13 protein-coding genes are annotated in these 12,785 nt (G+C 42.3%); 3 read left to right on the top strand and 10 right to left on the bottom strand.

Annotated elements, in window-relative coordinates; all coding sequences use genetic code 11:
* Positions 1-431: 431 nt before the first annotated feature.
* The 5 genes from CU633_RS01305 to CU633_RS01285 form a co-directional block, all read right to left on the bottom strand.
* Entirely contained in the window at positions 432-1,658 is a 1,227-nt protein-coding gene (locus tag CU633_RS01305; protein WP_101657912.1) for a S1C family serine protease, read from the bottom strand.
* 201 nt (positions 1,659-1,859) lie between these two features.
* On the bottom strand, positions 1,860-3,017 hold the full coding sequence (locus CU633_RS01300) for an AI-2E family transporter (RefSeq protein ID WP_101657911.1): 1,158 nt from the start codon (positions 3,015-3,017) through the stop codon (positions 1,860-1,862).
* Positions 3,018-3,236: 219 nt separating this feature from the next.
* Positions 3,237-4,220: a Gfo/Idh/MocA family protein gene (locus CU633_RS01295; protein WP_101657910.1), complete on the bottom strand. Its 984-nt coding sequence runs from the start codon at positions 4,218-4,220 to the stop codon at positions 3,237-3,239.
* A gap of 294 nt (positions 4,221-4,514) precedes the next feature.
* A complete protein-coding gene (locus tag CU633_RS01290; protein ID WP_101657926.1) occupies positions 4,515-4,952 on the bottom strand; it encodes a PIN domain-containing protein in 438 nt (145 codons plus the stop codon).
* A 21-nt stretch (positions 4,953-4,973) separates the two neighbouring features.
* On the bottom strand, positions 4,974-5,279 hold the full coding sequence (locus tag CU633_RS01285; RefSeq protein WP_101657909.1) for an AbrB/MazE/SpoVT family DNA-binding domain-containing protein: 306 nt from the start codon (positions 5,277-5,279) through the stop codon (positions 4,974-4,976).
* Positions 5,280-5,575: 296 nt separating this feature from the next.
* On the opposite strand from CU633_RS01285, the gene CU633_RS01280 reads away from it, so the two are divergent.
* Positions 5,576-6,568 (top strand): potassium channel family protein, encoded by a 993-nt coding sequence (locus CU633_RS01280; RefSeq protein ID WP_101657908.1) that lies wholly within the window; start codon positions 5,576-5,578, stop codon positions 6,566-6,568.
* Positions 6,569-6,580: 12 nt separating this feature from the next.
* On the opposite strand, the gene CU633_RS01275 is transcribed toward CU633_RS01280, so the two are convergent.
* The 3 genes from CU633_RS01275 to CU633_RS01265 form a co-directional block, all read right to left on the bottom strand.
* The gene (locus CU633_RS01275; RefSeq protein ID WP_101657907.1) at positions 6,581-6,985 is read right to left on the bottom strand and encodes a YugN-like family protein; all 405 of its coding nucleotides are present in this window, start codon (positions 6,983-6,985) and stop codon (positions 6,581-6,583) included.
* 75 nt (positions 6,986-7,060) lie between these two features.
* Positions 7,061-8,410, bottom strand: coding sequence for a glucose-6-phosphate isomerase (locus CU633_RS01270; RefSeq protein WP_101657906.1), 1,350 nt, complete (start codon positions 8,408-8,410; stop codon positions 7,061-7,063).
* Between the two features lie 154 nt (positions 8,411-8,564).
* Positions 8,565-9,728, bottom strand: a complete 1,164-nt coding sequence (locus CU633_RS01265; protein ID WP_101657905.1) for an iron-containing alcohol dehydrogenase — start codon at positions 9,726-9,728, stop codon at positions 8,565-8,567.
* A gap of 168 nt (positions 9,729-9,896) precedes the next feature.
* Between CU633_RS01265 and CU633_RS01260 the strand changes: the two genes are divergently transcribed.
* The gene (locus CU633_RS01260) at positions 9,897-10,130 is read left to right on the top strand and encodes a DUF378 domain-containing protein (protein ID WP_101657904.1); all 234 of its coding nucleotides are present in this window, start codon (positions 9,897-9,899) and stop codon (positions 10,128-10,130) included.
* Positions 10,131-10,184: 54 nt separating this feature from the next.
* Here the strand turns inward: CU633_RS01260 and CU633_RS01255 are convergent, their stop codons facing one another.
* Positions 10,185-11,381: an ornithine--oxo-acid transaminase gene (locus CU633_RS01255; RefSeq protein ID WP_101657903.1), complete on the bottom strand. Its 1,197-nt coding sequence runs from the start codon at positions 11,379-11,381 to the stop codon at positions 10,185-10,187.
* Between the two features lie 236 nt (positions 11,382-11,617).
* A complete protein-coding gene (yugI, locus tag CU633_RS01250) occupies positions 11,618-12,019 on the bottom strand; it encodes a S1 domain-containing post-transcriptional regulator GSP13 (RefSeq protein ID WP_101657902.1) in 402 nt (133 codons plus the stop codon).
* A 315-nt stretch (positions 12,020-12,334) separates the two neighbouring features.
* On the opposite strand from yugI, the gene CU633_RS01245 reads away from it, so the two are divergent.
* Positions 12,335-12,694: a helix-turn-helix domain-containing protein gene (locus CU633_RS01245; RefSeq protein ID WP_101657901.1), complete on the top strand. Its 360-nt coding sequence runs from the start codon at positions 12,335-12,337 to the stop codon at positions 12,692-12,694.
* The last annotated feature ends 91 nt before the right edge of the window (positions 12,695-12,785 follow it).

The raw sequence follows: 12,785 nt of genomic DNA, 5'->3' as shown, positions 1-12,785 counted from the left end.
CCTATCCCTTAATGGGGTGCGGTTTCACTAAGTGTTGCATTTAATATTGCAATTTACGAATATATTTATTTGAATTAACAGAAATGTCTAAATATAGACAAATATTAAACGGGTTTTTATGGGTTTATTAAACAATAGTGTTAAATTTTATAGTATAAAAAGGGCTTATTGCAAACCTTTGTTATTTTAAACGCATTTAATACTGTGATCAGCTGTGGGAGTATATGCGTTGTAATTCCTGAGAAAACAGAGTAAGTTCATTTGGGACCTCGCACACATAAAAAACACCATCCCTTCCATCATATTACAGAAAGAATAGCGTTTCATTTTACTGGTAATGATTTATCTTAGCTTGATGGGCATGTGAACAAACCGTAAAAATGATAATAAACAGGAAGCGGACCTTTGCTTCCTGTTACGCTCGTTAAAAATTATTTGTTGTTACTTGTTAACGTTATTGGAATGGTTTTTAAGCTTCCTGCTTGATAAACTTTTAACTCGATTTTGTCGCCGACCTTAAGATTTGTATATAAGTATTTTCTTAAATCTTTCGAATTTGTCACTTCTGTATCGTTGATGGCAACTATCACATCCTCTACTTGCAGGCCTGCTTTGGCAGCTGCAGAGTCTGGATCAATATTGGCAACGATCGCTCCCTTATTAACGCTCTCAGGCACATTCTGCAAATAATGCCTTGGAATTTCTTCTAAATCGGCCAAGCCGACTCCAAGATATGGCCGTACCACCTTGCCGTTTTCGATGATTTCTTCGACAATTGGGAGAAGGTCGTTACTCGGGATCGCAAAACCCAGCCCCTCCACACCGTTCTGGGAAATTTTCAGGCTGTTAATCCCGATCACTTCGCCCTGCGTGTTAATCAGTGCTCCCCCGCTGTTTCCAGGGTTAATCGCAGCATCTGTCTGGATCACATTTAAATCCCATTCACCTGCTGAGGTAGGGACAGAAATGCTTCGATCGACCGCACTGACAATCCCCTGGGTAACTGTCCGGGATAAATCAAGACCGAGCGGATTTCCTATCGCCAGCACTTGATCCCCCGGTCTTAATGTTGATGAATCACCGAATTTAATAACGGAATCGGCATACTTGGCATCCATTTTCAAGACGGCAAGGTCCGTCAAGGCATCGGCCCCGATTAATTCCGCCGTTGTCTTTTCCCCATCATATAAAGATATCTCAATTTCTTCCGCTCCTTCTATCACATGGTTATTGGTGACGATATAGGCACTGTCTTTATCTTTTTTAAAAATGACACCCGAACCTGAACCACGTTGGGCATTTTCCTGGGTATTTGCAAAATAACCTTGCTGTTCCTGCAGATTGACGATTCCAACAATCGCCTTCGATGAGCTTTCGACAATATCGGCAATCGAAGCTGATGAATTTTTTGCAGCTACCGGGACAATATTGCTGTTGTCTTGGTTGGTTTCAGTTTTTTCAGTGCTCGCTGCTGCTTGAGGATTTTCGGCTAAATCCAGGGTCTGAAGCAGATCCGTATTGGCAGCCAATGTCAAGGTCAGCATTGAGCCTGCCACCCCTGCTGATAACAGCGAAAATACATTTTTTATCTTTGCCTTGTTGAATATGTTTTTCTTTTTGCTATTATCATTTTCGCGTGAATCATTAAAGTCTGTCATGCTCATTTCCTCCTCTATCTTCTAACACAAATATTGTTATTTTCTGTTTTTATCATATCCATAATTTATGACAAAATTATTAACAATCTTTGAAGGGAGTTAGAATAAACAAAGAGAAAGTCGGGATGTATTAAAGCAAAATTGCCTTTATCATTCCGATAAAGGCAAAAATCGTACTTTTCCCTATATTGACGCTCGGGATTAAATGTCCGAACTCGATCCAGTTTTTTTTTCATAAAGGTTGCTGCGGTGTTTAAACCACTCAAAAAGATGGGTGACAATCACCTTTAAAATCGCATAGCCCGGAACTGCCAACAGGATTCCTACCAGGCCAAACAAGTTCCCGGCCGTTAAGATCACAAAAATAATTGTAATTGGGTGGATATGAAGATTCCTGCCCATGATCTGTGGTGAGATAAACTTGCCTTCGATTAATTGTACAATTGTCCAAACAATGATGAGCTTAAGAAGCATGAATGGGGATGTGACAATCGCAATAATCAAGGCGGGCGTAATCGCGATCGCCGGCCCAAGATACGGGACAATGCTTGTAAAAGCAGCGATAAGGGCTAATACGGATGCATAATCGAGACCGATGATTAAGAACCCGATAAACAGCAGAATCCCGATGCAGAAGCTGACGATGATCTGCCCGCGGATATAGGAGCTGATTTTATTATTCATTTCCTGCATGACCGTTGCAGTCTGTTTGCGCAGCGATACAGGCAGTAAGCTTCGGATATACTCTGGCAGCTTATCTCCATCCTTCAATAAATAAAACAAGATGAACGGCAGGGTTATGACCGCTAAAATAAAATCCTTAACCGCTCCGACAAAGCTTCCGATCCCTGTCCACGTATTTTCAATTAACGTCGTTGCCTGGCGGGAAAGATTGCTGGACAAATCAGCGACATTTATATTTAATGTCCTTTGCGCCTGATTAACAAATTCGCTGCCGAGAATTTGCTTTGTCAGTGATTCAACATCTCTGGCATATTGCGGGAAGCTATAAATAAGGCTCAACACCTGATCCCGCAGGAAAGGGATAACAGATACGATTAAAATCGTCAGAACCCCAATGATGACCAGAAATAGCATGAGAATGGAATAAACCCGTTTTATCTTGAATCTCTCCATGAAATCGACAATTGGATTCAATAAGTAATAGACGACAGCAGTCATTATGATGGGCAGCAGGACCGTTTTTAATAACACCACAATAGGAGTGAAAATAAACGATACTTTCGTAAAGACGAGAATATTTAACCCGATTAACAGTAAAACCAACAAGAAAAGCACGAATCGATTATTCAGGACGAACCTGCGGAAAACCCCCATCCTTGTCTGACGGACATCCATATGCAATTCCCCATTTCTTTAAAAAGCACTGCCATTTAGTGATAAATGTTATAGCTTTAGGCATGAATAGTTGGAGTTTAGTTATGTGCTGTCGATTTCGTAGATATTTGTTTGTTCCGGCAGATATATATGAGTTGATCAACCGCTAAGCATTGCCTGAAAATGTGTGTAAGAGGCGTCCCCCCGGAGGGAGGCCGCCTTTATTACATTCAAGCCAGCCTATTTATCAGCAGGAAAGACGACACCGATCTGGCGCCGGATCTCATCAAGAATTTCCATCACTGCCACAGAGTTTGCCAGGGAGTTTGTTTGAGATTCTGTCTTTCCGCTTTGGACTAAGTCAATAAATTCCTTGGCCTCATAGTACATTGAATGGTTATCCTGATTCCTGGTAATATTTTCGATCGAGCCATCTCGATAGTGGATTTCTGCTTTTTCGGGAATATTGATCTTATCAATGACAATATTGCCATTTTCCCCCTGGATTTCGGTCGGAAGGGTGGAGTTCGTGATTTTTGCATACATGATCACTGCGTCCATGTCTTTATACTTCAGCACCACGCTGCCTTCACCATCGACTCCTGATTCAAGTATCAGTCCGGTTGCCTTTATTTCATCCGGTTTTCCAAACAATACGACAAGCGGATAAACACAATAAATGCCTATATCCATGATCGCCCCGTTCGAAAATTCGGGCTTAAATGCATTTAAAATATTTCCTGATTTGTAGGCATCATATCGGGATGAGTATTGGCAATAGCTGGCGAAATACCTTCTGACTGTGCCGATTTGAGCAAGGTTTTCCTGGACCGCTTTAAAATTCGGGACCAGTGTCGATTTCAACGCCTCCATAAGCAGCACGCCGTTTTTCTTTGCGGCCGTCACCATTTCTGCTAACTCCTTGCTATTCGAAGCAATCGGCTTTTCACATAACACATGCTTGCCATGATTCATGAAGGTGATCGCCTGTTTTGCGTGCAGTGCGTTCGGACTTGCAATATATACTGCGTCAATTTCCCCGCTTGACGCCATTGTTTCTAAATCAGTAAAAGTATGGATAACCCCAAATTTCCCTGCAAATTCCTTAGCCTTTTCTTCTGTCCGCGAATACACCGCAGTTAAAACAAAATCCTCTACTTCGCTTGCCCCTTTAATAAATTCTTCTGTAATCCAGTTTGTACCGATAACTCCAAATCGTACCATTTCGGTTCCTCCTCAGACATCCTCAATTATGTAAAGGCCATTCCTTAATAAGAATAACAGGTTCTTTGCTGTCTTTTCCACCTCTGCAGCAAAAGAAAAAAGAAAAACCTCCGGGATGTGCCGAAGGTCGCCATTTCAAACATTTTAAATCGTCCGATTCAAAGCATTATTAATGAAGAATCGTCGAAATATCTCGTTTATCCTTTTCGTTCATAAAATTTTTCAAAATGACTCTATTAGGTAAAAAATTTAAAACTGTAATTTACAAAAAAAAGCCTGAAAGAGAATAATCTTTTAGGCTTCATCATCAACTGTTATGATCATATCAGGTGTAAGAAATTCAGCGTTAATTTTTTTAAAATCCTTTTCATTCCAGGTAATAACAGCGTTAATCCCACTTGAAAAATAAACATACGCTGCCATATAAGCATCAACAAAATCAACTCCAAATTCACTAAAATCGGAGAGCGCTTTTTGGACAATAGCCTCATTGTTCATTTTCACACTCGGAGCTGAAATTAACTGGCTTAATTTATCGGCAATATCCTTTTTTGCGTAACTGTATCTTTTAGATTCGAGGACCCGGCAGCACTCTGCTATTACTAATGGCTCCAATAGCAATGTTATTTTTCCATTTACCGCTTTTTCAAACAGGCTATATGCTGCAGGCGATTGTTTTTCGTCGTCATTTGTTAGAAATCGTACAATAATATTTGTATCTAGAAGATACATTTCCATCAACCCGCTTTCACCCTAGTTATCGGGAGAAACCAATTCCTCTCGCGCTTGCTTTCTTATCGCATCCCACTCCATAGGTTTAGTGCCTTCTTTCGGAGGCATTGAACCAAATAGCGATAAGAGAGAATCTTTCTTCTTCACTTCAACCCGAACCTCGTAATCCTCTCCTAAAACAAAGATGATTTGGTCTCCTGGCTCGGCTCCTGTAGCCTCCCTGATTGTCATCGGAATGGTTACCTGATTTTTCGAGGAAAGTGTTGAAGAATAAGATTTTGAGTAACCGGTGACGCCTTTTTGATTTACTTTCTTCTTATCCGCCATATAATCTCGCCTCCTGTTTAAGTTCTTTTTCGTTATCCATTTATTGACCTTCTCATTGTACTTTCTTGTATTGTTTAAGAATATTTAATGCCTTTACAATTATTGTACCTTTACCTTAATAATAAGTAAAGGAATGATCGTTATCTTTACTTTTTTCATAAAAAAACTTATTTTGCGTTTATTTCAAGGAAAAAGGAACTTTAACTGTTTCGGATTATAAAAACCGGGTACAGATTATCTTATTGATGCTTTTCGTCAATAATGGTTTCATAATCCCTTTTTCGAGGTGAAGGAGCTTGCAGCATCATTTTTATTCGAATTTTTTACGTCTGCCGCTCATTATCCGGATTTTGCTGATCGCCCTGCTTGTGATCATTACTTTTGGCGCAATTATTCATTTGATCGAGCCGCAAAATTTCCCGTCCATTTTTGATGGAATTTGGTGGGCGATTATCACCGCTTCGACTGTTGGCTATGGTGATTATTCACCTGAAAGTATTGGTGGGAGAATCGTCGGCATCCTGCTTATTCTCATCGGGGCGGGTTTGTTGTCATCCTATTTTGTCACGATTACGGCGACAACCGTTAAAAAGCATAATGAATATATCGAAGGGAAGGCAGTATATCGGGGCATGGGACATATTATCATGATTGGCTGGAATGAACGGTCAAGGGAAATCATTCAAAGCATTTTAAACACTGACAAACATATGGACATCATTTTGATTGATGAGACACTGAAGAAAAAGCCTTTATCCATGAGGCAGCTTCATTTTATAAAGGGAAGGGCCCACCAGGATGAGGTTCTCCATAGAGCTAATATAAATAACGCTGACAAGGTGTTAATTACAGCTGATCAAAATAAAGATGAGCTTCAAGCTGATATGAATTCAATTTTAACTCTATTGACGATAAAAGGGATCCGCCCCGAGCTGACGTGCATTGTCGAGATTCTAACGTCGGAACAAGTTGCCAATGCAAAACGCGCCGGAGCTGATGAAATTATCCGGACAAATAACCTGACAAGCTTTGTGATGATCCACAGCCTGACCTCTCGGGAAAAAATGGGCTCCATCCTCGAGCTGCTCAGCGAGCTTGAAGGAAGCAGGCTGACTTTCAGTAGGGCAACGGACGATTTAATCAGCAAAACATTTCTGGAAGCTGCGGCAGAAATGCTCGCTAAAGGGATATTAATCGTGGGAGTAAAAAGAGGCAAAGAAACATTTATTAACCCTCCCCATCCTTTTACAATTGAACATAACGATCAGCTGCTTGAGATTATCAGTTAGCCGCATCGATGCCTATTCTGCAAGCAAGGTCGATTCCAGCTCATTCACGAGCGATTTTCCGATATCGACATACTTTTCGGGAAAATCCGCATCTTTGTCGACAGGCTCGGAAAACTGGTTGAATGCCGCTGTCATATTGCCCGCGACGCCATCATCATCAATATCCCGCTGGTATTTATGGGAAAGAAGGAACGGCCTTTCTATCGCCACCGTACAGCCGTTTGAATCAAGCTGGCCGTCAATCGCCCGGAATGGCACGCGCAAAAACTGATAGCCGTCATTATCAATTTTATAATCAAAATAGCCATGGTCGTAGTCCCAGCCACTGCCAATCGCATAGCCGAGCGGCTTTAGCAGCCTTTCAAGCTTATATAGGTCAACATGCATTCCCTCGGCTTTGGACGGAATTTCAATCATAAAAAATCCACCCTTTCGGAGCTTTTCCCTTAGGTTCTCCAATTGGGTGGTTTTCATGAACTTTTTCTAAGCACGTTATTTTAAGCGTTTTTCAAGCTCCGCTTTCTTTTCTTCAAAACCCGGCTTGCCAAGCAGCGCAAACATATTCACTTTATAAGCTTCCACACCGGGCTGGTCGAATGGATTGACCCCCAATAAATAGCCGCTCATTGCACAAGCCTTTTCAAAGAAATAGACAAGGTAGCCGAAAGTGTATTCATCCTGCTGCGGAATTGAAACAATTAAATTTGGAACGCCTCCATCTGTATGGGCAAGCATCGTTCCTTCAAACGCTTTGTTGTTGACGAAATCAACGCTTTTGCCGGCAAGATAATTCAAGCCGTCCAGGTCACTGTCTGCCGCTTCAATCGTCAGTTCATGGCGCGGTTTTTCAACCTTAATGATCGTTTCAAACAGGTCGCGGCGCCCTTCCTGTACATATTGTCCCAGCGAATGAAGGTCGGTAGAAAAGTTGGCGGATGAAGGGAAAATTCCTTTTTGGTCTTTCCCTTCGCTTTCGCCAAACAGCTGCTTCCACCATTCTGCGAAATATTGAAGCCCCGGTTCATAGTTCACGAGCATTTCGATCGATTTTCCTTTGTTATAAAGGATATTGCGCACAGCCGCGTATTGGTAAGCAGCGTTTTCTTCAAGCTCGGAATGGCTGAAATCCTCCCGCGCCTTCGCAGCACCCTGCATCATCGCTTCAATATCTGCCCCGCTTGCGGCAATCGGCAGCAAACCTACAGCGGTTAGTACCGAGTAGCGGCCGCCGACGTCATCAGGAATAACAAAGGACTCGTATCCTTCTTCAGAGGCCAGAGTTTTTAACGCACCTCTTTCTCTGTCTGTTGTCGCATAGATGCGTTTACGGGCTTCCGTGACGCCGTACTTTTCTTCCAAAAGCTTGCGGAAAATCCGGAAGGCAATCGCCGGTTCCGTAGTCGTGCCCGATTTTGAAATGACGTTAATTGAGAAGTCTTTGCCCTCGAGCAGATCGATAACATCCTTCATATACGTGGAGCTAATGTTGTTGCCGACAAACAAGATTTGCGGCGTGCTTCTTTTTTCTTTTGGAAGTGCATTATAAAAGCTGTGTTGCAGCATCTCGATTGCGGCCCGGGCGCCCAGGTAGGAACCGCCGATGCCGATCACAAGCAAGACGTCGGAATCCGCTTTAATTTTTTCTGCCGCTTTTTGAATGCGTGAGAACTCTTCTTTATCATAATCAACAGGCAGGTCAATCCAGCCTAAAAAGTCGCTGCCCGCTCCCGTTTGCTCGTGAAGGGAATGATGGGCAACCTTTACCTGATCTCTTAAGTATGTAAGTTCATGTTCGCCAAAGAAACTTAATGCTTTCGAGTAATCAAAACGAACGTGAGTCATATATGATCCTCCTCGTATTTATTCATTTACCACTTTAACGAATGCTGTTCGGAATATCAAGAAACAGCCGATAATGTAAGCGCATCCAATTATGACATATTTTTTACTCTAAAAAAAGGACCCAGCATCGATGCTGAATCCTTCCAGAGAATACTTATAAAGAAGCTCTATAAATTGCGAGGACATCCTCCCGGTTCAGCTTGTTAAAGTTGCCGAACTCCCCATTAACCATTGCTTTGTCTGCCATCACATCCAATTGGCTGTCATCGATATCATAATCGGCCAGGCGGGAAGGAGCGCCAATGCTGTTCCAGAATTCTCGAAGCTTTTCAATTCCTTCGAGTGCTGTTTCTTCAGCCGTTTTTCCTTCAGGATTGACGCCGAACACCCGAACAGCGAGCTGGGCAAAGCGTTCCGGCTTGACTTTAAGATTGTGCTTCATCCAATTTGGGAACAAAATAGCGAGTCCGCCGCCATGAGGAATATCATATACGGCAGATACAGCGTGCTCGATGTTGTGGGTTGCCCAATCGCCGCGATAACCCATTGAAAGCATTCCGTTCAATGCCATTGTTCCACAGTAGAGAATCGTTGCCCGGTGCTCATAGTTTTCCAGATCTTCTAAAAGTTTTGGCGCTGTTTCCATCACGGTAATCAATAGAGATTCACACATGCGATCCTGGAGAAGCGTATTTTCCTCGAGATGAAAATAATGTTCGAACACATGCGACATCATATCAACAATCCCGTAAACCGTTTGGTCTCTCGGCACTGTAAAAGTATTTTCCGGTTCAAGAACAGAAAATTTTGGGAACACAGCCGGGCTGCCCCAGCCATATTTTTCATTCGTTTCCCAATTCGTAATAACCGAGCCGGAGTTCATTTCAGATCCAGTTGCGGCAAGTGTCAGTACAGTTCCAAACGGCAGCGCATCTTCAGCAGCCGCTTTTTTCGTAACAAGATCCCATGCATCTCCATCGTACTTTGCACCTGCTGCGATCGCTTTTGTACAATCGATCACACTGCCGCCGCCAACAGCCAATATGAAATCAATTTTTTCCTTTTTGCAAATGTCTACGCCTTTATGAACGGTGGACAGGCGTGGATTGGGTTCTACACCAGATAATTCGTGAATATCTGCACCAATTTCATTCAAAAGCTTGACCGCTCTGTCATATAATCCGCTTCTCTTAATACTTCCGCCGCCATATACAAGCAACACTTTTGTTCCGTATTGGGGAATCTCATTTTTTAACTGCTCCAGTTGGTTTTTCCCAAAAATTAATTTTACAGGGTTCCAATATGTAAAGTTTTGCAAAACAATTCAACCTCCTTTTTTTCTATTATCCCCCCATTGTGCCCGCAATGCAAAAAAGACGTTTTCTGCTCATCACCCCGGGTAAACAAAAAACAAAGCCGTATATGAATAATTTATGTAAGGCTGTATCAATCTATAAAAGAATCCAATAAAAAGGAGGAACCTTTCATGAGTACGATTCAACGTATTGCTCTAGTACTTACTATCATTGGTGCGATCAACTGGGGTTTAGTCGGTTTTTTCCAATTTGATTTAGTTGCAGCTATATTCGGCGGTCAGGATTCTGCCTTATCACGAATTATTTACGGTTTAGTAGGGATTGCCGGTCTTATCAATCTGGGTCTTCTTTTCGCCCCTAGTGAAGAGGCCGAGCGCCAGGCAGGAACAAGTCCCAGCCGTTAACCTTTTAAAAACATAAAGAAACGCCTTGCAAAATTGCCAGGCGTTTTCTTTATGTTAGCTTAAAACTTTTTTAATTCGCTCTATTGCCCAGTCAAGCTCTTCTTCGCTGATTACTAGCGGAGGAGCAAAGCGAATCACTGTATCATGGGTTTCCTTGCAGAGCAAACCTTCTTCTTTCAATTGCTCGCAATATTTTCTTGCAGGTTCCTTTAGTTCGACTCCGATAAATAAGCCCCGGCCGCGAACGTCCTTGATGATTGGATTATGAATCTCTCTTAGCTTTGATATGAAATAGTCGCCAAGCTTTTTCGAGCGTTCGGCCAAATTCTCATCGATCAGGACATCGAGTGAAGCTATTGAAACCGCACAAGCCATCGGGTTTCCGCCAAAAGTTGAACCATGCGAGCCTGGATTAAATACTCCAAGCACATCTTTATTTGCCACGACACATGAAATAGGAAAGACTCCGCCGCCAAGTGCTTTTCCGAGAATGTACATGTCAGGGACGACGTCTTCCCATTCACAAGCAAACATCTTCCCGGAGCGGGCTAAGCCTGACTGAATTTCGTCTGCAATAAGTAAGACATTATTTTGTTTACAAAGCTCATATGCCCGCTTCATAAAGCCCTCCGGCGGAATCATAATTCCTGCTTCGCCCTGTATCGGCTCAATTAAAAAAGCGGCTGTGTTTGGAGTAATCGCATTTTTGAGCGCTTCCAGGTCACCGTAAGGAATTAGTTTTATGCCTGGGAGCAGCGGACCGAACCCGCGTTTATATTCTTCCTCTGATGAAAGTGAAACAGCCGTCATGGTCCGGCCGTGAAAATTCCCGGTGCAGGCAATAATTTCAGCTTTATTTTCAGCAACGCCTTTCACATCATAAGACCAGCGGCGGGCCGCTTTGATCGCGGTTTCAACCGCTTCTGCCCCCGTATTCATCGGAAGCGCCATTTCTTTATTTGTCAGTTCACAAATCTTTTCATACCACGGGCCAAGCTGATCATTATGGAATGCGCGCGAAGTCAAGGTTACCTTGTCCGCCTGGTCTTTTAAGGCTTTGATGATGCGCGGATGGCGGTGTCCCTGATTAAGAGCTGAATAAGCACTTAACATATCCATGTATTTGTTGCCTTCCGGATCTTCCACCCAGACACCTTCCGCTTTTGAAATGACAATTGGCAGTGGATGATAATTGTTGGCTCCATATTTTTCTGTTTGTTCAATTAACTCCTGACTTTTCGTTTCTGTCATTCTTGAATTCCTCCATTCCCCTCTTCGCTTAGCCTGCCGAAAAACTTTTCAGTCTGCCATGTATGCTTGTCGACCCGGCGTTAATCTCTCCATCTCATTGTAACGCAGACCGTCTTTTGTTTGAAGATGGGTTTTAAGCAAAAAAATAGCGATTTATGCGAAAATAAGCTTTATTAAACGGTAAAATGCAGCCTTGTTCATAACAAAAAACCGGGTTATCCCCGGTTTTTTCCAACTTACTTTTTAATTAAATCTTCGCGCTGTGACTGCTCGATCCACTCTTCCAGCTTGTCTTTCAACGTATTGAATCCTTGCGGTGATTCATCTGTTTGCTGTTGCAGAGCAGGCTGGCGCTTGCGTGTTCTTTTCGGTTTGGCAGCCTGTTCGGCAGGAGCTTCTTCTGTTGCACGGATTGAAAGACCGATTTTGCCTGCCGCTTCGTCGACTGACAACACTTTAACCTTTACTTCATCTCCCACCTTTAAATGTTCGTTAATATCTTTTACATATCCGTGCGTAATTTCTGAAATATGAACAAGTCCTTGGGTATTTTCATCCAGTGCCACGAACACACCATATGGTTGAATACCAGTGACCTTTCCTGTTACGACACTTCCTGTTTCAATTTTTTCTGACATGGAAACACTCCTAGATATAAATTTATTTACTCTTTTTTATACGCAATTAAAAATTATATCACAGAAGGAACCTGTTATCAAAAGGATATTAAGTTTTTTCCACATTTTCCGCTGAGTTAAACGCGAATGATCCATTCGAAAAAACTCCCGCCTCTCTACATCCATATGAGCAGAAATACCGGACTTTCCAAAAGAATCACCGGTTATGAAAATCGTGCAGGATTATGTAACTGAATGTTCACCTGGAACATCCGGAATCCGGTTGCCTTCATGATAAAATAAACTTAGAACAGGTCCTTGAAAGGAGAGAGAGCGATGTCCGCAATTGGTGAAAATATTAGAACATGCCGGGAAAGACTTAATTTAAGTCAAAAGGAGCTCGCAATCAAGGTCAGAGTGGGAACGGCAACAATTGAAAAATATGAAGCAGGGGAGCAGCTTCCCGACATACAAACTATTTTAAAAATCTCTACAGCCCTTGATGTGCCCGCATCGGAACTGCTTGAAAAAGCCTATCAAACAAATCCTTCCGGCATCGATCATGAAATAGAACAGCTAGTAAAAGAAATTGGCACAAAAAAAGCAAAGCTGATTCTTCGAAAAGCTAAGGAATTCACTGAAGATGATTTTCTTCGTGTTATGCAAATGCTTTATGAGATCAAATACAAAAAATAAAAAACGACGTATAAAAAAAAGAGGGACTGGAAAGCATGATACCGTAAGGCTTTCTAGTATTCCCCCCTTTTTTGTTGAGGTTAACCTGAAT

Origin of the sequence: Bacillus sp. V3-13 (assembly GCF_002860165.1) — a bacterium.
Lineage (GTDB): Bacteria > Bacillota > Bacilli > Bacillales > Cytobacillaceae > Bacillus_BJ.
The sequence above is the reverse complement of the archived record's forward strand: the minus strand, read 5'-3'. Positions and strand labels throughout refer to the sequence as shown.

Bases quoted from the DNA above. Each gene is read 5' to 3' on its own strand.
- CU633_RS01305 (WP_101657912.1), bottom strand. From the start codon at position 1,658: ATGACAGACTTTAATGATTCACGCGAAAATGATAATAGCAAAAAGAAA.
- CU633_RS01300 (WP_101657911.1), bottom strand. From the start codon at position 3,017: ATGGATGTCCGTCAGACAAGGATGGGGGTTTTCCGCAGGTTCGTCCTG.
- CU633_RS01295 (WP_101657910.1), bottom strand. From the start codon at position 4,220: ATGGTACGATTTGGAGTTATCGGTACAAACTGGATTACAGAAGAATTT.
- CU633_RS01290 (WP_101657926.1), bottom strand. From the start codon at position 4,952: ATGTATCTTCTAGATACAAATATTATTGTACGATTTCTAACAAATGAC.
- CU633_RS01285 (WP_101657909.1), bottom strand. From the start codon at position 5,279: ATGGCGGATAAGAAGAAAGTAAATCAAAAAGGCGTCACCGGTTACTCA.
- CU633_RS01275 (WP_101657907.1), bottom strand. From the start codon at position 6,985: ATGATTGAAATTCCGTCCAAAGCCGAGGGAATGCATGTTGACCTATAT.
- CU633_RS01270 (WP_101657906.1), bottom strand. From the start codon at position 8,410: ATGACTCACGTTCGTTTTGATTACTCGAAAGCATTAAGTTTCTTTGGC.
- CU633_RS01260 (WP_101657904.1), top strand. From the start codon at position 9,897: ATGAGTACGATTCAACGTATTGCTCTAGTACTTACTATCATTGGTGCG.
- CU633_RS01255 (WP_101657903.1), bottom strand. From the start codon at position 11,381: ATGACAGAAACGAAAAGTCAGGAGTTAATTGAACAAACAGAAAAATAT.
- yugI (WP_101657902.1), bottom strand. From the start codon at position 12,019: ATGTCAGAAAAAATTGAAACAGGAAGTGTCGTAACAGGAAAGGTCACT.
- CU633_RS01245 (WP_101657901.1), top strand. From the start codon at position 12,335: ATGTCCGCAATTGGTGAAAATATTAGAACATGCCGGGAAAGACTTAAT.